The organism is Flavobacterium buctense, from assembly GCF_014486695.1.
GTDB classification, from domain to species: domain Bacteria; phylum Bacteroidota; class Bacteroidia; order Flavobacteriales; family Flavobacteriaceae; genus Flavobacterium; species Flavobacterium buctense.
Window position 1 is genome coordinate 45,726 of the sequence record NZ_JACTAB010000001.1, and the last position, 20,858, is coordinate 66,583.

At 37.1% G+C, this 20,858-nt stretch carries 15 protein-coding genes and 1 tRNA gene; 4 read left to right on the forward strand and 12 right to left on the reverse strand.

The window, feature by feature from the left end; genetic code table 11:
* Nucleotides 1–6: 6 nt before the first annotated feature.
* From ICG50_RS00180 to ICG50_RS00205, 6 genes are read right to left on the reverse strand one after another with little or no spacing between them, the layout of a single operon-like run.
* Nucleotides 7–1,500, reverse strand: a complete 1,494-nt coding sequence (locus ICG50_RS00180; protein ID WP_187658901.1) for a quinol:cytochrome C oxidoreductase — start codon at nt 1,498–1,500, stop codon at nt 7–9.
* Between the two features lie 27 nt (nt 1,501–1,527).
* Nucleotides 1,528–2,091, reverse strand: a complete 564-nt coding sequence (locus ICG50_RS00185) for a c-type cytochrome (RefSeq protein ID WP_187658902.1) — start codon at nt 2,089–2,091, stop codon at nt 1,528–1,530.
* A gap of 8 nt (nt 2,092–2,099) precedes the next feature.
* Complete coding sequence (locus ICG50_RS00190; RefSeq protein ID WP_187658903.1) at nt 2,100–2,627, reverse strand: DUF3341 domain-containing protein; 528 nt, start codon at nt 2,625–2,627, stop codon at nt 2,100–2,102.
* An 8-nt stretch (nt 2,628–2,635) separates the two neighbouring features.
* Complete coding sequence (gene nrfD, locus ICG50_RS00195) at nt 2,636–4,045, reverse strand: NrfD/PsrC family molybdoenzyme membrane anchor subunit (protein WP_187658904.1); 1,410 nt, start codon at nt 4,043–4,045, stop codon at nt 2,636–2,638.
* A 39-nt stretch (nt 4,046–4,084) separates the two neighbouring features.
* Nucleotides 4,085–7,147, reverse strand: coding sequence for a TAT-variant-translocated molybdopterin oxidoreductase (locus tag ICG50_RS00200; protein ID WP_187658905.1), 3,063 nt, complete (start codon nt 7,145–7,147; stop codon nt 4,085–4,087).
* A 32-nt stretch (nt 7,148–7,179) separates the two neighbouring features.
* On the reverse strand, nt 7,180–8,514 hold the full coding sequence (locus tag ICG50_RS00205; RefSeq protein ID WP_187658906.1) for a c-type cytochrome: 1,335 nt from the start codon (nt 8,512–8,514) through the stop codon (nt 7,180–7,182).
* 219 nt (nt 8,515–8,733) lie between these two features.
* On the opposite strand from ICG50_RS00205, the gene ICG50_RS00210 reads away from it, so the two are divergent.
* Nucleotides 8,734–9,123 (forward strand): SPOR domain-containing protein, encoded by a 390-nt coding sequence (locus ICG50_RS00210; protein ID WP_187658907.1) that lies wholly within the window; start codon nt 8,734–8,736, stop codon nt 9,121–9,123.
* Between the two features lie 37 nt (nt 9,124–9,160).
* Here the strand turns inward: ICG50_RS00210 and infB are convergent, their stop codons facing one another.
* The 3 genes from infB to rimP are packed head-to-tail and all read right to left on the reverse strand — an operon-like array spanning nt 9,161 to nt 13,702.
* Nucleotides 9,161–11,947 carry a translation initiation factor IF-2 gene (infB, locus tag ICG50_RS00215; protein ID WP_187658908.1) on the reverse strand — a complete coding sequence of 929 codons (2,787 nt, stop codon included), beginning with the start codon at nt 11,945–11,947 and terminating at the stop codon, nt 9,161–9,163.
* Nucleotides 11,948–11,984: 37 nt separating this feature from the next.
* Entirely contained in the window at nt 11,985–13,226 is a 1,242-nt protein-coding gene (gene nusA, locus ICG50_RS00220) for a transcription termination factor NusA (protein WP_187658909.1), read from the reverse strand.
* Between the two features lie 8 nt (nt 13,227–13,234).
* Nucleotides 13,235–13,702: a ribosome assembly cofactor RimP gene (rimP, locus tag ICG50_RS00225; protein ID WP_187658910.1), complete on the reverse strand. Its 468-nt coding sequence runs from the start codon at nt 13,700–13,702 to the stop codon at nt 13,235–13,237.
* A 169-nt stretch (nt 13,703–13,871) separates the two neighbouring features.
* Between rimP and ICG50_RS00230 the strand changes: the two genes are divergently transcribed.
* Nucleotides 13,872–14,696 (forward strand): universal stress protein, encoded by an 825-nt coding sequence (locus ICG50_RS00230; protein WP_187658911.1) that lies wholly within the window; start codon nt 13,872–13,874, stop codon nt 14,694–14,696.
* Nucleotides 14,697–14,836: 140 nt separating this feature from the next.
* Here the strand turns inward: ICG50_RS00230 and ICG50_RS00235 are convergent.
* Nucleotides 14,837–14,907: transfer RNA gene (locus tag ICG50_RS00235), tRNA-Gln, on the reverse strand.
* Nucleotides 14,908–15,130: 223 nt separating this feature from the next.
* On the opposite strand from ICG50_RS00235, the gene ICG50_RS00240 reads away from it, so the two are divergent.
* Both ICG50_RS00240 and ICG50_RS00245 read left to right on the forward strand, forming a co-directional pair.
* Nucleotides 15,131–18,409, forward strand: coding sequence for a glycosyltransferase family 117 protein (locus ICG50_RS00240; protein ID WP_187658912.1), 3,279 nt, complete (start codon nt 15,131–15,133; stop codon nt 18,407–18,409).
* A gap of 72 nt (nt 18,410–18,481) precedes the next feature.
* A complete protein-coding gene (locus ICG50_RS00245) occupies nt 18,482–19,129 on the forward strand; it encodes a polysaccharide deacetylase family protein (protein WP_187658913.1) in 648 nt (215 codons plus the stop codon).
* Here ICG50_RS00245 and ICG50_RS00250 read toward each other — a convergent pair.
* Together ICG50_RS00250 and ICG50_RS00255 are read right to left on the reverse strand one after the other, a co-directional pair.
* On the reverse strand, nt 19,120–19,416 hold the full coding sequence (locus tag ICG50_RS00250) for a thioredoxin family protein (protein ID WP_171221519.1): 297 nt from the start codon (nt 19,414–19,416) through the stop codon (nt 19,120–19,122). The genes ICG50_RS00245 and ICG50_RS00250 overlap by 10 nt on opposite strands.
* Before the next feature lie 75 nt (nt 19,417–19,491).
* Nucleotides 19,492–20,724 (reverse strand): metallophosphoesterase, encoded by a 1,233-nt coding sequence (locus tag ICG50_RS00255; RefSeq protein WP_187658914.1) that lies wholly within the window; start codon nt 20,722–20,724, stop codon nt 19,492–19,494.
* Between the last annotated feature and the right edge of the window lie 134 nt (nt 20,725–20,858).

The window sequence follows — 20,858 nt, forward strand, 5'->3', positions numbered from 1 at the left end:
TAAATATTAATAATGAAAATGTTTGCTTTCTTCTATGAAAGGATTTCTTTTTGGTACCAATGGTGCTTTTGTTAAGGCATTGAATACCACAAAAATGAACAACCCAAGGAAAAATAATATGGCTGATATTTCAGGGATTCCAATGAACCATCTGTCACCTACCGTTGCCGGCATAATCATGTTGAAGAAATCAACATAGTGTCCGAATAAGATAATAATACCTGCCATCACAATAATCCAAGAAATACGTTTGAAATCAGTGTTGATTAATAACAATATTGGGAATACAAAATTCATGGCTACCGCTCCGAAGAATGGCAAGTTGAAATCTTCAATTCTTGTTTTGAAATAGGTTACCTCTTCCGGTATGTTTGAATACCAAATCAACATGAATTGAGAGAACCATAAGTAGGTCCAGAATACACTAATACCAAACATAAATTTTGATAAATCGTGGATGTGGCTTGAATTTACATTCTCTAAATATCCTTTAGATTTTAAGTATAAAGTCACCATAGAAATGGTGGTAATTCCACTTACAAAGAAACTGGCAAATACATACCATCCGAATAAAGTACTGAACCAGTGAGGGTCAACTGACATGATCCAATCCCATGACATGATAGATTCAGTTACGATAAAGAATACTAAGAATGCCGCTGACATTTTGAAATTCTTTTTGTAGAAAGAGTTGTCTGTAGCTTCATCTTGTGCCAAACAGTTCTTTCTTGATAAATGTCTGTATAAATTCCATCCTGCAATGAAGATAGCAGCTCTAACAATCCAGAATGGGAAGTTTAAATAACCCGATTTACCAGCGATTAACGCATCATAATTTTCATGTCCAACTTCAGTCACACCATCATTCATCCAAACAAATAAGTGATTGAAATGGAAACCAAACAATAGTAATAAAATAAAGAAGATGATAGAACCCGGTAATAAATAAGCCGTGATTCCTTGCATTACTCTGAATAAAACCGGAGACCATCCTGCTTGTGCTACTTGTTGGATAGCATAGAAAGCTAAAGCACCCAAAGCAATCAACATAAAGAAAAGACAAGCTACATATAAGGCTGCCCAAGGTTTATTTTGTAATTGGTGTAACACGTGTTCAGCATGTCCTTTATGGTCATCATGTCCGGCACTTGCTTTAGCATCATGTCCTGCTGGTTCAGCATGTGCTGCCGGAGTAGTTGGTTCAGCGTGCGCCACAGTTGTAGTGGTGTCGTGTGCTACAGAATCAACTGCTGTCTCGCTTGATGTAGCAGTTGCTACAGGTTCAGCATGCGCTTCGTGTGTTGCAGTTTCTGCTTTTGCTTCATGCGATGGAGCGGCTTCGTGACCACCACCGTGATGCTCAGCTTCTTCCGCTTTTAACATAGCCTCAACCTCCTGAATATCTTTTGGTGCAGTTAAAAAACCATAACCAATCCCAAGGATACCCACGATCATTAGGACAAAAGAAAAGGTTTTTAATTTACTTGAAAATGTATACATATCTATAACAATCTGTTTGTTCTACAATTATAATTTGCTTTTAAGTTGCATTACATAAGCGGCAACCAACCAACGCTCTTCCTGACTTAACTGATTGGCGTGAGAACCCATAGAATTCAAACCATACGTTACTACATGGAAAATACTACCCTCATTGATAACTCTATCGGCATAACTTGGAACACCTAAGAATTTTTCTTGGGTAACCAATTTTCCTTTTCCGTTACCTTCACTACCATGACAGATAGCGCAGTAAATACCGTAAAGTTCTTCTGCCTTTTTCATGTCTACTTGAGTTGAATCAAGAGGTGATTTAGGGTTTATAACTTTAATGGCAGCTAAAGCTTCAGGTGTATTTGGATATTCATAAGGAACAAAACCTCTTTTTATTGAACCTTCAGCAGGCACTTGACCTTCTTTGCCTTTTTCACCGGTTGGAGAATTGAAAGCGTCTGACTCAGCATAGGTTTCATAAGCCACAGATTCGTACATATTTGGCATATACTGATAGTTTGGTTTCAAATCATCTTTACAAGAAGATAAAGAAACAATGCTACCGAATACAAATGCTATTTTAAGTAAACTTTTCATATCTATTATTAATGCTTATCAATTACTTTTACTTCTACTGCTCCTGTTCCTTCGAAGAATTTTACCAATTCTGCTTCATTATCATGAACAGCAACTTCCATTAAGAAGTGGTCATCAGTAGTTCTCACGTCAGGGTTTTCAGCTTCTTTAAATGGCCATAATTTACTTCTCATGTAAAAAGTGATTACCATTAAGTGGGCTGCAAAAAATACGGTCATCTCAAACATTACAGGCACAAAAGCCGGCATGTTTTGGATATAACTAAAACTTGGTTTTCCACCAATGTCTTGCGGCCAATCAGTAATCATGATGTAATTCATCATAACTGTTGCCACTGTTAAACCGATACATCCATAGATGAATGCACAAATGGCTAAACGAGTTGGTGCCAATCCCATAGCTTTATCTAAACCGTGAACAGGGAAAGGAGTGAAAACTTCCTCAATATGATGATGGGCTGCTCTGGTTTTGTGAACCGCATCCATTAATACATCATCATCATTGTATATTGCGTGTATAACTTTATTACTACTCATAGCAAATATTAATGTTTATCTGAATGATTATGACCTTCTGCTTCTCTTTGTCTCTTATAATTTTCTCCTGATGATTTCAAGATTGTTTTAACCTCTGCTTGAGCAATCACAGGGAATGTTCTCGCATATAAAAGGAATAATACAAAGAAGAAACCAATCGTACCGATGAAGATTCCGATATCAACAAAGGTTGGTTGGAACATCGTCCATGATGATGGAAGATAATCTCTGTGTAATGAGGTAACGATAATTACAAAACGCTCAAACCACATACCAATATTAACCACAATCGAAATGATAAAAGAGAACATAATACTGGTTCTTAATTTCTTGAACCACATGAACTGTGGAGAGAAAACGTTACAAGTCATCATCGACCAGTAAGCCCACCAGTATGGACCGGTTGCTCTGTTCAAGAAAGCGTATTGTTCATACTCTACTCCTGAATACCAAGCTACGAATAACTCAGTGATATAGGCAACCCCAACGATAGAACCCGTAATCATAATTACAATGTTCATTAATTCGATGTGTTGAATGGTGATGTAAGCTTCTAATTTTGATACTTTTCTCATGATGATTAACAAAGTGTTTACCATCGCGAATCCTGAAAATACCGCTCCCGCAACGAAATACGGTGGGAAGATTGTCGTATGCCAACCCGGAATTACCGAAGTAGCAAAGTCAAAGGATACAATCGTGTGTACAGAAAGTACCAGTGGTGTTGCTAAACCGGCCAATACAAGAGAAACCTCTTCAAAACGTTGCCAGTCTTTAGCTCTTCCGCTCCATCCGAAAGATAGGATAGAATAAATTTTCTTAGTAAAAGGCGTTACAGCTCTGTCTCTCAACATCGCGAAATCCGGTAATAAACCTGTCCACCAGAATACCAATGACACAGAAAGATACGTTGAAATCGCAAATACGTCCCAAAGTAACGGCGAGTTAAAGTTAACCCATAATGAACCAAATTGGTTTGGAATCGGCACAACCCAATAAGCTAACCATGGACGACCCATGTGGATAATTGGGAATAAACCTGCTTGAATTACCGAGAAGATGGTCATCGCCTCCGCAGAACGGTTAATCGCCATTCTCCATCTTTGACGGAATAATAATAGTACAGCAGAGATAAGTGTTCCGGCGTGACCGATACCAACCCACCAAACGAAGTTAGTGATATCCCAAGCCCAACCTACAGTTTTATTTAAACCCCAGGTTCCAATTCCGGTAGAGATAGTATATACTATACAACCAATTCCCCAAAGGAAAGCGGCTAATGCAATTGAAAATACTGTCCACCATTGTTTGTTGGCTCTACCTTCTACAGGCGCAGCGACATCTACTGTTACATCGTGATAAGATTTATCACCAATAACTAAAGGTTTTCTAATGGGTGCTTCGTAGTGAGACGACATAATCCTTTATATTGTTTCTTAATTAATTATTTTTTGATACTAGGTATTTCTAACTTTAACGTGGTAGAAAACATTTGGTTTTGTTCCAACACTTTCTAACAAGTGGTACATTCTATTGTTTTCGGCTAACTTGGCAACTTTACTTTCTTTGTTGTTAACATCTCCAAAAACCATTGCACCAGTTGTACAAGCAGAAGAACATGCAGTTTGGAATTCTTCCACACCTACTTCTCTGCCTTCGCGTTTTGCTGTTAGTATAGTCAATTGTGTTTTTTGAATACACATTGAACATTTTTCCATAACCCCACGAGAACGAACATTCACATCAGGATTCACCACCATACGGCCTAAATCATCATTCATGTGAAAGTCAAATTCTTCGTTATTGCTATATAAGAACCAGTTGAAACGACGTACTTTATACGGACAGTTGTTAGCACAGTAACGAGTACCAACACATCTGTTATAAGCCATTTGGTTTTGACCTTGACGACCGTGAGAAGTTGCTGCCACAGGACAAACTGTTTCACATGGTGCGTGGTTACAGTGTTGACACATTACCGGTTGGAAAACTACTTGAGGATTATCTCCAGGATTCTCCATATCTCCAAATCCGCCTAATGATCCTTTTTCACCAAACAAACCATCGAATTCTTTTTTCTTCTTGTTGTCTCCTGCAAAAGTTTCTTCAGAAGAATAATATCTGTCAATACGCAACCAGTGCATATCACGGCTTCTTCTAACTTCTGATTTACCCACTACAGGAACATTGTTTTCAGCATGACAAGCAATAACACAAGCACCACATCCGGTACAGGCATTCAAGTCGATTGACAAGTTAAAATGATGTCCAACCGAACGATCAAATGATTCCCATAAATCCACTGAAGTTGCTTTTACTTCTTTATGATCCAATGAAACCATCGGTGAAGGATTCCATACTTCAGGCTCATCAAATTTGGCAGTGAAAACAGTTAAAGTAGTTTCTTTGATAATATCACCTCTACCCATCAAAGTTTTTTGAGACTGAACACAAGCAAACTCATGCTCACCATCGGCTTTAGTTAAAGTAGCTGATTGAACGTTATCAAAGTTATTATATAAAGCGTAAGCGTTAACACCTACTTGCATTTCTTCTTTTAAAGCGGCTTTTTTACCGTATCCTAAAGCCAAACCGATTGTTCCAACGGCTTGACCCGGTTGAACAATTACCGGAGCAGTGATAGAAGTATCACCAACTTTTACAGTAGCATAACTTCCGTTAAGACCACCATTGGCAACGATTTCATTCGTTAATCCTTTTTTATCAGCATCTGCTTTTGAAACTGTAATATAGTTATCCCAAGATACTCTTGTAATTGGATCCGGGAACTCTTGTAACCAAGGGTTGTTGGCTTGTTGACCATCTCCTAAACCTGTTTTAGTATACAATACCAATTCAAATCCGTTAGCTGGTTTTGATTGTGCCAAAGCATTCGCAGCAGCTGAATAATCTGCCGAACCACCGGCAGCAGCTGAAGCTACGCCTACAGACACACCATCATGAACAGCTTTGTTCCAAGTCAATCCGTTTAAGTACGCAGCAGAATTTGCTTTGATATAATCGTAATAAGCAGTACCATTTCCATTCCATGACAACAATCCTTCTTGGAATTGTTTTGAACTAAATAACGGACGAATGGTTGGTTGTACCAAAGAATAGGTTCCTTTAGTCAACATCAAGTCATTCCAAGACTCCAAATAGTGAGGAGCAGGAACAGCTATATTGGTAAGTGAAGCGGTTTCGTCTTCTTTTAAAGAGAACGCTACAGATAATTTTACTTTTTTCAATCCTTCTGCAAACGCTTTTCCGTTAGCTAAAGTGTAAACCGGATTGACGCCACTCATAATTAAAGTATGAACGTTTCCTGCAGCCATATCGGCTAATAGTTGAGTTACTTTTGCATCAGAACCTTTTCTAATTTGACGCGTTCCAACGGTTGAGAAAGCTTCGCTAGATAAAGCTTGGTTAATGGCTAAAACCAATAACTGAGCATTTTTATCTTGAATACCCGAAACCAAAAGTCCTTTAGAACCGGCAGCTTTCAATTGTTGGGCTGCTTTGGTTACCGCATCTTCGTTGGCTACTTTACCAACAGAAACTGAGGAACCCGTAACAATATTGTATATTTTAACTAAAGCTAATTTTTGATTAGCGACAGTCATCGGCACACGTTGATCAGCAGCAGCGCCAGACAAAGTCATATTGGCTTCAAACTGAAAGTGTTTAGACATTTTACCTTTTTGAGGAATTCTTCCTTGAGCATAACCGCTATCAAAACCACCTCCTTGCCAATCTCCTAGGAAATCTGCACCGATAGAAACGACAGTATTTGCTTTAGAAAAATCATAATCTACTAAAGCTCTTTCACCGTAAACTGCTTCGAAGGCATCTAAAGCGGCAGATTCAGAAACTGAATCGTAAACTACGTGCTTAGCGGTTGGGTTTTGAGCAATAAATTCAGCGATTAATTTTTCAGTAGATGGACTTGCCAAAGTGTTGGTTAACAAAACAACTTGTCCTCCTTTTGCTTTAGCTTCAGCCAAACTTGCTTTGATTTTCAAGTCGGCTTCTACCCATGTAGCATCCTTTTGAGCAATCTTAGTAACTTTAAGGCGCATGTTATCATACAAAGACAACACAGAAGCATGTACTCTCGCGTTGGCTGTAAACTTAGCACCGGCTATAGCATTATTTTCAATTTTGATTGGACGACCTTCACGTGTTTTCACCAATAAATTAGCAAAATCAAAACCGTCAAACATAGAGGTTGCAAAATAATCGGCAACACCCGGGATGATTTGTTCCGGTTGTAAAACGTAAGGAATAGATTTGTGTACAGGTCCTTCACAAGCAGCCAATGTAGCAGCTGCAGTACTGAATCCAACGTATTTCAAGAAATCACGACGAGTTGTTGAAGAAGAAGATAATGAATCTTTATCGGATAAAAATTCGTCTGTTGGAATAGCTTCCACAAATTCATTATTTCTAAGCGTCTCAACAATAGAACTATTTTCGTTTAGTTCCTCAACACTTTTCCAGTATTTTTTGTTCGATGACATCGTATATAAATATTAGCTTCTTAATAAATTGATTAATAGTGGCACTTTCCACATTCTAAACCTCCCATTTGCGCTGCAGTTAACTTGTCTACACCATATTTTTTAGAAAGTTCTTCGTGAATTTTGGTATAATAACCATTGCCTTCCATCTTAACATCTGTCTCGCGGTGACACTTAATACACCAACCCATAGTTAATGGAGCAAACTGTTTTTGTATTTCATACTCTTGCACAGGACCGTGACATTTTTGACATTCAATACCAGCAACCGTTACGTGTTGTGAGTGATTGAAATAAGCAAAGTCAGGCAAGTTGTGAATACGAACCCATTTAACCGGTTTGGTTTTTCCGGTGTATTTTTGGGTAGACTTATCCCAACCTACGGCATCATATAATTTTTGAATTTCTCCGTCATAGAATGCCTTTGTGTATTCAGCTGTAGCAGTTGTATCGGCTACTTCCGAAATGTTTTTATGACAATTCATACAAACATTCAACGAAGGAATACCGGCGTTTTTACTAACTCTGGCAGCAGAGTGACAATATTTACAATCGATACCGTTACTTCCGGCGTGAATTCTGTGAGAATAGTGTATTGGTTGAATTGGAGCGTAATCTTGATCAACACCCACTTGCATCATCCATCCATAAACGAAATAACCACTTGACAACAATAAGAAGATTGAAGCAACCAATACTAGGAATTGATTTTTAGCAAAGGCTTTCCAAATTGGTAAGGAACCCTCTTTAGCAGCTACTTCAATTCCGTTAGCTTTGGCAACTTTGGCTAATACATTGTTCACGAAGAACAACATCACTACCAACATCAACATCACTAAAGCTAATGCTCCCAAAATTACATTGTTTGACAACCCGCTGTCAGCACCACCTGTTCCCGGAACAGCCGCTGTAGCAGTAGGCGCTTCCGCTTTTTTCTCGTCAGTGTATGCTATGATATTATCAATATCAGCTGTTGACAAGTTAGGAAATGCAGTCATGACAGACTTGTTGTACTCTTCAAAAATCTTGATTGCTTTAGCATCGCCCGACTTAATCACAGCAGAACTGTTGTTAATCCATTTGTAAAGCCAAGGCTTGTCATACTTTGCAGAAACCCCTCTTAATGCCGGACCGGTCATCTTTTTATCAAGAGCGTGACATGCCGCACAATTGGCGTTAAACAAAGCTTTTCCGGCTACTGGATCACCTCCCATAGCTGCCGCTGGAGCATCAGCTGCAGGAGTTGCTGCTGCGTCCGTTGCCGGCGGTGTTGCTTGTGAAAATGAAGTGAAGGAGAACGCTAGCATCAAAGCTAGACTGAAGACTATTTTCCTTGAAATCGAATTATGGTTACCCATTTTTTTCATATAATATAATGATTATCGACTAATGTTGGCATGGTTTTTTCTGAACCTATTTTCAGTTAAAATTCCATGCTTTATTAAAAACTTGCACAAAAATACGACTTATGAACTATTCTCAAAACCTTAAATATATCATAAATACCAATTTATATTAATTCTAAATAACAAATACTGTTTTGTTTAATTTTTTAAGTTTTACATTTGTATAAAAATCAAATCATTATGAAAGATTTCCATAAAATAAAGCTCATTTTAAGCGCTTCTTTTCTTTTCTTTTTGACACAAAAAAGCTTTGGTCAAGAAGCAAAAGTAGCTGTAAGTCAAGACCCAAAGTTTGAACAATTGCTAAACGAAAAAAGAAAAATAAACAGTTCGATCACCATTAACGACCGTTATAAAATTCAGATATTCAATGGAGATAGCGAAAACTCTAAAAAAGCTTTGATGGATTTTAAAAAGGAAAACAAAAATCTTGACGCTACTATCGTTTTCAGTACTCCGGCTTACAAAGTTTGGGTAGGCAATTTTAAAACCCGAATTGAAGCGGAAAAAAACTTAGAATTGATCAAAAAGAAATTCCCTAATGCCTTTTTAATTAAACCGAATAAATAAAAAAAGCCCCGAATTTATCGGGGCTTTTTTCTTGTGTTTATTTCAACTTTTTCTTTACTTCAACTTCTTGGAAAGCTTCGATTAAATCCAGTTGTTCAATATCGTTGTAATTCTTTATTTGTATACCACAATCGTATCCTTTAGCAACTTCTTTTACATCGTCTTTGAAACGTTTTAAAGTAGCTAATTCACCTGTGTAGATAACTACTCCTTCACGAATCAGACGAATCTTAGAGTTTCTAAAGATTTTTCCATCCGTAACCATACATCCGGCGATTGAACCTACTTTAGACACTTTGAAAATCTCACGAATTTCAGCGGTACCGGTAATTTCTTCTTTCATTTCCGGAGACAACATGCCTTCCATCGCGTCTTTCAAGTCGTTGATTGCATCGTAGATAATAGAATAACTTCTGATATCGATTTCTTCTTTTTGTGCCAATTGACGAGCATTTCCGGCAGGGCGAACGTTAAATCCGATAATAATGGCATCTGAAGCAGAAGCCAACATTACGTCAGTTTCTGTAATCGCTCCAACACCTTTGTGGATAATATTAATTTGAATTTCTTCGGTTGATAATTTGGAGAACTCACTTGAAAGTGCCTCTACAGATCCATCCACATCTCCTTTAAGGATAATATTCAATTCTTTAAATTGACCTAAAGCAATACGACGACCAATTTCCGCCAAGGTAATATGACGTTGTGTTCTAACCGATTGTTCGCGCATTAATTGCGTACGTTTAGCGGCAATTTGTTTCGCTTCTCTTTCGTCTTCAAACACGTTGAATTTATCTCCTGCAGTTGACGCACCATCCAAACCTAAAATAGAGATTGGTGTTGACGGTCCGGCTTCTTTTACACTGTGCCCTCTTTCATCGTGCATGGCTTTCACCTTACCGTGATTTTTACCGGCCAAAACGTAATCACCCACTTTCAAAGTTCCTGATTGCACCAATATTGTGGATACATATCCTCTTCCTTTATCTAATTGAGCTTCTACTACAGTTCCAACTGCCAGTTTATTTGGGTTTGCTTTTAAGTCTAATATTTCAGCTTCAAGCAATACTTTTTCTAATAATTCTTTAACCCCTGTTCCTTTTTTCGCAGAGATATCGTGTGATTGGTATTTTCCACCCCAATCTTCTACCAATAAATTCATGGCCGCTAATTTCTCTTTAATCTTTTCAGGATTCGCGCCTTGCTTATCAATTTTGTTGATGGCAAATATCATAGGAACTCCGGCTGCTTGTGCGTGACTAATCGCTTCTTTAGTTTGTGGCATAATGTCATCATCCGCCGCCACTACAATAATGGCGATATCGGTAACTTGAGCACCACGAGCACGCATTGCGGTAAACGCTTCGTGACCCGGTGTATCTAAGAAAGTGATTCTTTGTCCGCCTTCTAAAGTAACCGCATAAGCACCAATGTGCTGAGTGATTCCTCCCGATTCTCCGGCGATTACGTTTTCATTTCGAATGTAATCCAGTAAAGATGTTTTACCGTGATCCACGTGACCCATTACGGTTACGATTGGCGCACGAGTAACTAAATCTTCAGGGCGATCTTCCACCACTTCCATCGTTTCTTCGATATCAGTTGTGATAAATTCTACTTCATAACCAAATTCATCAGCCACAATAGAAAGTGTTTCTGCATCTAAACGTTGGTTCATGGTTACCATGATTCCCAATGACATACAAGTTCCAATCACTTTGGTAATCGGCACATCCATCATGGTTGCGATTTCACCTACCGTAACAAACTCGGTTACTTTGATGGTTTTGCTTCCTTCTTCAAGCGCTTGCATTTCGTCTTCATTTCTTTGACGGTGCGTATCACGTTTGTCTCTTCTGTATTTGGCTGCTTTAGATTTGTTTCCTTTTCCTTGAAGACGCTCTAAAGTTTCTTTGATTTGGTTTTTAACTTCCTCTTCCGTTGGCTCTACTTTTTGAACTATCGCAGGACGAGCTCCTTTTTGGAATCCGCCGCCAGGTTTGTTACCGGTTTTATTAGGTCCAAAAGCATTACCTCCGCCACCACCTGTGATTGCAGGTTTTCCAGCTTCACCCGGTTTGCCCGGTATTCTTTTTCTTTTGTTTTTATTAGCAGCATTTTGAGCTGCTTGCGCCGCAGTTTGTCCGGCACCCGGAGTTGCAGGCTTATTGGCGTCTTTTTTGAATTCCTCTTTTTTCTTTTTAGGCTTGTTGAATTGAGATAAATCAATTACCTGTCCTGTTAGAGTAGCGCCTGATAATTTTTGGTATTGAGTCGTGATTGTTTCGTCTACCGGAGCTTCTTCCGAAGGCTGTGCTGAAACAGGCTTTTCAACTTCTGCTACTTGCAACGGTTTTTCTTGAGAAACTTCAACTTTAGAAGCTTCTTCTTTTTTAACAATCTCTTTTGGTTTTTCAACAGCAATTTTCGGAGATTCTGCTGGAGTAACAGGAGCAGTCGGTTTTGGATCTAAATCAATTTTTCCTATTTGCTTTGGTGCACTGATTACCGCTTTGGCTTTGACCACTTCTAACCTTTGACGCTCTTCCTCTGCTTTTCGTTTGTCTTCGATTTCTTTTTCTCTTTCTAATCGAAGTGCTTCTTTTTCTTTTCTGATTTCTTCACTTACGCCTTTAGAAGCTTCTTTGTTTCCTTTGTCTCCGGCAAATTGACCACAAAGAATATTGTATACATCATCGGAAATTTTTGTGTTTGGACTTGCTTCAATCGCAATGCCCTTATCTTTAAGATAATCCACAGCTCTTTCCAAAGAAATATTTAATTCCCTTAAAACTTTATTAATTCTAATATTTCCTTCAGACATAAAATCTTTTTAATGTTTATCTATTTTGGCGAAAGAATTAGTCCTCGAACTCTTCTTTCAATATTCTTATTACTTCTAAAATGGTTTCTTCTTCTAAATCGGTTCTTCTCACTAAATCAGCCACATCTTGATTCAAAATACTTCTGGCAGTATCCAATCCGATTTTGGCAAATTCGTCAATTACCCAACCGTCGATTTCATCTGAGAACTCTGTTAATTCTACGTCATCTTCTTCTGCCGTGATGCCTTCGCGAATTACATCTAATTCATAACCGGTCAATAATCCGGCCAATTTGATATTGTGACCACCGCGACCAATCGCTTTAGAAACTTCTTCTAATTTCAAGAATACTTCCGCTCTTTTTTTCTCTTCGTCAATTTTAACCGATGATACTTTGGCAGGACTTAATGCTCTGGTGATGTACAACTGCAAGTTGCTGGTGTAATTGATTACGTCGATGTTTTCGTTTCCTAACTCACGAACGATGCCATGAATACGAGAACCTTTCATCCCAACGCATGCTCCAACAGGATCTATTCTATCGTCATAAGAATCAACGGCTACTTTGGCTTTTTCGCCCGGAATTCTCACTACTTTTTTAATCATGATTAAACCATCGAAAACTTCCGGAATTTCTTGTTCGAATAATTTTTCCAAAAATTTATCCGCCGTTCTCGACATGATGATTTGTGGTTTATTTCCTTTCAATTCAACACTTTCGATGATACCGCGAACGTTATCTCCTTTGCGGAAAAAGTCAGACGGTATTTGTTTTTCTTTCGGTAATACGATTTCGTTTCCTTCATCATCGACCAAAATTACAACTCTTGGGCGAACGTGGTGCACTTCTGCGGTGTAAATTTCACCTATTAAATCTTTAAATTGTTTGTAAAGATTAGTATTATCGTGTTCGTGGATTTTAGAAATCAAATTTTGACGCAAAGCCAAAATCGCTCTTCTTCCTAAATCGATTAATTTTACTTCTTCAGAAACTTCTTCTCCGATTTCAAAATCAGGTTCAATTTTTCTAGCATCAGTCAAGGTGATTTCTTCGTTTTCTAAATCTAAATCGTCATCAGCCACAACAATTCTTCTTCTCCATATCTCCATATCTCCTTTATCAGGATTGATGATGATATCAAAATTATCATCCGAACCGTATTTCTTTTTTAATGCGTTTCTAAATACATCCTCCAAAATCGCCATAAGCGTTACTCGATCAATAAGTTTATCATCTTTAAACTCTGAGAATGATTCGATTAATGCAATATTTTCCATGCCAAGTTTTAATTAAATATTATAATAACAATTGCTTCTTTTATTTCTGAATAAGGAATTTCACGTTGGTGTTCTACCGTTTCTTTTCCTTTACCCACTTTTTTTGGTTCTCTTGCAGTCCACGAAAGTGTTATACTTTCTTCTGTAGCTGCTTCTAGTTTTGCTTCAATGGTTTCTGCAGCAGTTTTCACTTTCAAGGTTCTGCCAATATTTTTTTTGTATTGTCTGACCAATTTTAAAGGTGTTGAAACACCGGCCGATGCAACTTCCAAAGAAAAATCTTGTTCTTCACGGTCTAAATTATTTTCGATTACCCGACTGATGTCGATACAATCTTGCAAAATCACACCGTTATCACCATCCAAAGTTACGGTAATTTTATAACTCTCTGAAATACTTAAATCTACTAAAAACAAAGAAGCTTTTTCTTGTAATGCTTCCTCTAATAAATTCGTAACTTTCTCTTTAAATGTCATAGTTGTATAAAAAGAGGGAAGCACTGCTTCCCTCATTATTTAATTTGAATGGTAAATAACGGTGCAAATATAGTTATTTTTTTATAAATCAAAAATCATTGCTAAATCAAAAAAAAATAATACCTTTATTGTGTTAAAATATCCTATCCAAAACTTACTTTTTTACATTATGAAAAAAATTTTAGTCCCAACAGACTTTTCAGACCACGCAAAATACGCTTTAAGAGTTGCTGCTCAAATAGCTAGAAAAAACGGAGGAGAAATTTTTCTTCTTCACATGTTAGAATTACCTCATCAAGCCGGCGACGCTATTGGAAGCGGTCATGATTTACCTGAAATAATGCTTTTCAAAAATGCAGCCATCAATAGATTAGAAGATTTAATGGATGACGAATGCCTCGAGGGATTGAAAGTTTCTGAAATCATACAATTTGAATTGGCCTTTGAAGGAATTATGAATATTAGTAAAAAAAATGACGTTGATTTAATCGTAATGGGTTCACACGGTGCCAGCGGATTTAAAGAGATGTTTATTGGTTCCAATGCTGAAAAAGTAGTTCGTAATTCCGATATACCCGTTTTGATCATCAAAAAAGAAGCCGGTGACTTTGAGGTCAATAAATTTGTTTTTGCTTCCGACTTTTCAGAGGAAATCAAAAAACCGTTCAGCAAAGTGGTTGAATTTGCCAATAAGTTTGACGCAGAACTATTCCTTGTCATGATTAATACTCCAAGTAGTTTTAAACCAACTCATGTGGCTCAAGAAATAATGAAAGATTTTATTGCCAGCTTTAGCATTAACAAATATTCCACACACATTTACAACGATGTTAATGTTGAAAGTGGCGTTTTAAATTTCACAAATCACATTGATGCTGATTTAATAGGAATGAGCACACATGGCAGAAAAGGACTTGCCCACTTCTTTAACGGAAGCATAAGCGAAGACTTGGTTAATCATGCCGTAAAACCTGTAGTTACCTTTAAAATTTAAGATTCAAAGCAACATAAAACAAAAAGCCTCTCTATACGAGAGGCTTTTTGTTTTAATCTGACAAGACTTTTGAAAGAAATTCGGAATAAACTTCTCGCCCGACATAAACAAAAAATCCCGCTTATAGCGGGATTTTGTCGTTGGTCTACTAGGACTCGAACCTAGAAAGACTGCACCAAAAACAGTTGTGTTACCATTACACCATAGACCAGCGTTGCTGAATGCGAGTGCAAATTTAGAACAAATTTTATTTTACACAAACAATTCTATGAAAAAATTAAATACATCCTCTACAAAACCATCAACTGAGGACATAATAAACTTGTACTTAATTCGTTATCGGTTTGAGATTTTTTTGTTAATTGAAGTTTAATTGCGTTAAAAAAAATAGTTTCTTTGTAACCATAAATAAAACCCCTTCATTTCATACTTATATGATGAATTTTAACTTCAACAAGTGGAATACCATTTTAGGATGGACTGCCTTTGCTATTTCTTTAATTACTTTTTCGCTGACTGTAGAACCTACTATGAGTTTTTGGGATTGTGGTGAATATATTGCCACAGCTGCTAAATTAGAAGTTGGACATCCGCCTGGCGCTCCTTTGTTTCAAATTTTAGGCGCTTTCTTTGCGATGTTTGCTACCAACAAAGAAACGGTTGCTTTAATGGTAAACATGATGTCGGTATTTTCAAGCGCCTTTACCATCTTATTTATGTTTTGGTCTTCCTCCATTTTATTAAGAAAAATTGTTTCTTCTTATGCCGAAATGGATAAAAACAAAGCCATTGTTATCTTGGGAAGTTCCATGGTTGGTTCTTTAACTTTAACTTTCTCTGACAGCTTTTGGTTCAATGCTGTGGAAGCCGAAGTGTATGCTATGGCCTCATTATTTATTGCCTTATTATTTTGGCTTGGCTTGCGTTGGGAAGAAGAAATGCACACCCCAAAAGGCAATCGTTGGTTATTGCTTATTTCCCTAATCGTTGGGCTTTCCTTTGGAGTTCACTTTATGGCCTTATTGACTATTCCTGCCATTGGATTTTTATATTTTTTCAAAAATTACAAGACTGTAAACCTCAAAAGTTTCCTTATTGCCAATGTGATTATTGTGGCTGTGTTGTTGTTTATTTTCAAATTATTATTGCCATACACACTAGCTTTCTTTGGTAAAATGGAAATCTTTATGGTGAATAGTATTGGCTTGCCTTTCAACTCAGGAACGATTTTCTCCACTTTACTGATCATTGTTTTTTTCTATTTTGGATTAAAATACACCCGCGAGAAAGGACATCCTTTTTACAACACTGTGTTGCTGTGTATTCTTTTTGTACTGATTGGTTTCTCCACTTGGATGATGCTACCGATTCGTGCCAATGCCAATGTGGTGATTAATGAAAACAAACCTTCTGATGCCGCCGAAGTTTTAGCTTACTACAATCGTGAGCAATATGGTGTTAACCCATTGTTTTACGGCCCGCAGTACACCGATACTTTTGCCGGATTAGATGAAGACCAACCTTACTTAGATAAAGCACCCAATTACGAAAGAGATTATAAAACCGGTAAATATGTAATTGTAAACAATTATAAAAATGCCGAACAAAATTCAGACAACAAACACAAAGCCATACTACCACGTCTTTGGAGTAATGACCATATCGAGAATTATGTACAATTTACAGATATTCCAAAATTCACTTTAAATCAAAACTATCCTTACGAAGAGGATTTGGCACAATACGGTGTTGATATCGACAGCTTGAGTGAAGAACAAGTTATGCAAGCTGTAGTTCAATTGAAAGATGAGATGCAGAAAAACATCAACGACTTCAAATCTGCTTATGCCCAAAAACAAATTGACAACGAAGATTATATTTCATTTCTAAAAAAATACAGTGATTATCTAATCGTGGAAAAACCTTCTACTTGGGACAATATCAGTTTCATGATCGAATACCAATTCGGATACATGTACGGAAGGTATTTGTTGTGGAATTTTGTCGGAAGACAAAATGATGTTCAAGGAAAATATGACAACCTCGATGGAAATTGGTTAAGTGGTATAAAATTCATAGACGAAGTACACTTAGGCAAAGGTTCTCAAGAAAATCTTCCGGATGATGTTATCAATAACAAAGGTCGAAATGTTTATTATTTCTTGCCATTCATCATTGGGTTAATCGGATTGATGTACCACGCGCAGCGTAATTTAAAAAGCTTTTACGTTTTACTCATACTGTTCCTATTTACCGGTTTGGCCTTAAAAATTTACTTAAACGAAAGACCATTTGAACCAAGAGAAAGAGATTATGCTCTCGTAGGTTCGTTCTATGTTTTTGCCCTTTGGATTGGATTTGGCGTATATGCCATCTACGAAATAATTTCAGAGTACCTGAAATCAAAAATTGTTGGACCGGTTGTAATTGCCGCTTGCCTTTTAGCAGCGCCGATTTTGATGGCAACTCAAAACTGGGATGACCACGATCGTTCCAATAGATATACAGCTATAGCCATGGCTAAAAATTATCTCGAATCCTGCGAAAAAAATGCCATCCTGTTTACTATTGGCGACAACGACACTTTCCCGTTATGGTATGCCCAAGAAATAGAAGGCATCAGAACCGATATTAAGATTGTAAATACCAGTTTATTTATGACCGATTGGTATATTGACCAAATGAAGTTTAAAACGTATGATGCTGATGGATTGCCTATTTCCTTCAACCACAATGAATACGTTGGTGACAAATTAGATTACGTAGCTCATATCCCAAAAACGGATGCTCGTTGGGACATCAAAGCTTTTATTGACTTTATCAAAGATCCTAGATCTACTATTGATTTACAAAACGGACAAACCATTCATTTTTTTCCAACCAATAAAATCAGAATTCCGGTAGATAAAAATGCCATCATCAAGAATAAAGTGGTTAACAAAAAAGACTATGATTCTATAGTACCGTACATCGACTTAGACATCAAAGGCAGTGCGATGTATAAAAATCGACTAATGATGTTAGATGTTTTGGCCAATAATAATTGGGAAAGACCTATTTACTTTACCGGTGGAAGTTTTGGGGATGATGATTATCTTTGGATGAAAGATTACCTACAACTAGACGGCTTAGTATATAAACTAGTACCGATAAAAACGCCAGTAGACAAAGATAACCCTTATGATATGGGCCAAATTGACAGTGAAAAAATGTATGATTTGGTCATGAACTGGAAATGGGGCAATGGCGATTTGACTACCATTTATCACGATCCAGAAACCAGAAAAAACAGCATTTCATACCGTACCAATATGGCGCGATTAATGGAGCAATTAATCAATGAAGGCGATAAAGAAAAAGCCCAAAAAGTCATTGAATTAGCCTTGACCAAAATGCCTATGGATTATTACAGTTATTACACCATGGTTGAACCATTTGCTTCGGGTTATTATGAATTAGGCGAAAAAGCAAAAGCGCGTGAATTATTAGAAAAATTAATGACCAAGTACAAACAAAATCTGAAGTATTACGCCGGAATACAACCTTCTATTCAAAACGGAATTGCAACCGATATTATTACCGATATTGAACGCTATAGAAGTTTGCTAATGGTAATGAAAGATCGCGGTGATTTGGAGTTTTACAATCAAAATAAACCGATATTTAATTCTTTTGTGCAACGATTTACTCGTTTTGGAAGAGAACTAGAATAACCTTTTTTTTAAAAATTAGAAGATGTGCCAATTTGACGATTCCTTTTGGCACATTTTTTTTATATTTAGCCTATGAGTTTATGGGTAAAAACAAACCGTTTCGTTAAGACTATCTTTCCCAATTACATTTGGGATATACCCAATGAGGAAAGAAAAATATTCTTAACCTTTGACGACGGTCCAATTCCTGAAATCACCGAATGGACATTGGCACAATTAAAAAAACACAATGCCAAAGCCACCTTCTTTTGCATAGGTGACAATATTCAAAAACATCCTGAAGTTTTTCAAAAAATTATAACTGAAAACCACGCCATAGGAAACCATACTTTTAATCATCTAAAAGGTTGGGGAACTTCTTTGGAAGACTATATTGAGAACACCAAAAAGTGTACACAAGCTATGGCCAACTGCCAACTGAACACTGAACACTGTCTACTATTTCGTCCTCCTTACGGCAAAATCAAACCTGCTCAAGCCCGAGCGCTCAGAAAATTAGGGTACAAAATAATTCTGTGGGATATTATCAGCATGGATTTTGACCAAACCATTTCACCTGAAAAATGTTTGGACAATGTTCTGAAGAATATTGAAAGTGGTAGCATTATCGTTTTTCACGATAGTGTTAAAGCTTGGAAAAACCTAGAATACGTTTTACCAAAAACTTTAGCATTCTTAAACGAAAATGGATTTGTTTGTGAAAAGATTGATTACAATTGATCTTGAACCAATGCGATAATGCTATTAGCATCTAATTCCCCGGATTGTCTCCAAACCATTTGACCGTCTTTGTATATCATTAAAGTAGGCAAACCTTTGATACGCAAAGCATCGGCTAATTCCTGATTTTTGTCGACATCGATTTTGATCACTTTTGCTTTGTCGCCAAGAGCAGCTGCCACATCTCTGATAACAGGATGCATGGACACCGAGGATTCGTTCCATTCTGTGTAAAAGTCAATTAACACAGGTACTTGAGCGTTGATTAATTCTCCAAATTTTGACATAAAACCAAAATAATTTTACCTTCTTTTAAAGACTAAGAAGAGATATTAAAGCACAAATGTAGCATTTTTAACTAATTATGCTACTTTTTCCCCTTTTTTTAGTTCAAAAACAGTTATTTCCGGCCAAATCCCTACTCTACCGGGATAAGCATGAAAGCCTAATCCTCGATTTACATAGATATATCGACCAACATTTTCATATAATCCTGCCCATTGTTTGTATACATATTGCACCGGACTCCACTGAATAATTCCGGGTATTTCAATTCCAAATTGCAAACCGTGCGTATGCCCAGAAAGCGTCAACTGAAAATGCTTGTCATGGTTTTTTACTTCATATTCCCAATGACTCGGATCATGACTCATCAAGATTTTGAAATCTTCTGCCGTCAATCCTTCAGAAGCTTTGAGCAAATCACCTGCTTGTTTGAAGTTTTTTCCCCAATTTTCAACGCCAACAATGGCTATCTCGCTATCGCCTTTTTTGATTTTGGCATGTTGGTTCAACAACAAATCAAAACCAATATCACCGTACAATTTTTTGATGGCTTCAAAATTTTCATCTTTAGCGGTTTGAGATGGCCAATCAATGTATTCACCATAATCATGATTTCCTAAAACGGCAAACTTGCCATATTCGTGAGTGTCAATTTTATTAAACGTATCGATCCACGGATGCATTTCGGAGGCATGAGTATTCACAATGTCTCCGGTAAACAACATCATGTCTGTCTTGTGCTCATTAATCAAATCAACCGCATATTGTATTTTTTCGGCATCGTCAAAACTACCACTGTGAACGTCTGAAATTTGGGTAATCGTGAAACCATCAAAATCTTCGGGTAAATCAGGAAAGAATAACGTTTGTTTGATAACCCTGAAGTTGTATTTTCCTTTGGTCATTCCGTACAAAAGCGAAGTAAACGGAATAGCCGCCATTACCAAAGCGACCTGACTAACAAATCGCCTTCTATCAGGCAAAAAACCACCATTGTCATTGTCGCCCATAAAATGCGTAATTGTTCCTGAAAAAACTCGGTAAACATCTTCCAATAACATGAAGAAAGTCAGAATCATTTTCGGAATAAACAGCAACAATAGCAACCCAAAAGTGAGTAATGTTTTGCTGTTTTGCCCAACTCTGCGATCAAACTGAGAAAATTGGTAGACTATATAGAGGATTGCCGCTATTGAAATTACTTGATAGGCAACCAAAATCCATCTCGACTTAGTGATGGTTCTAAAAGCCTGAAAAGCATAAACTTCAATAATCGCAACAAAAAGGAAGAAGAAAATCCAACGAAGCATGATTCATAAATTTTCAGCAAAATAACAAAGAATCAGAGCATTATTATCTTTCATTTAGCTAAATTTAACTAAAATATTTCTCTTCTTCATCTTTTAAAGTTTCGCTACATTTACACTTTATAATTTATTTCGAA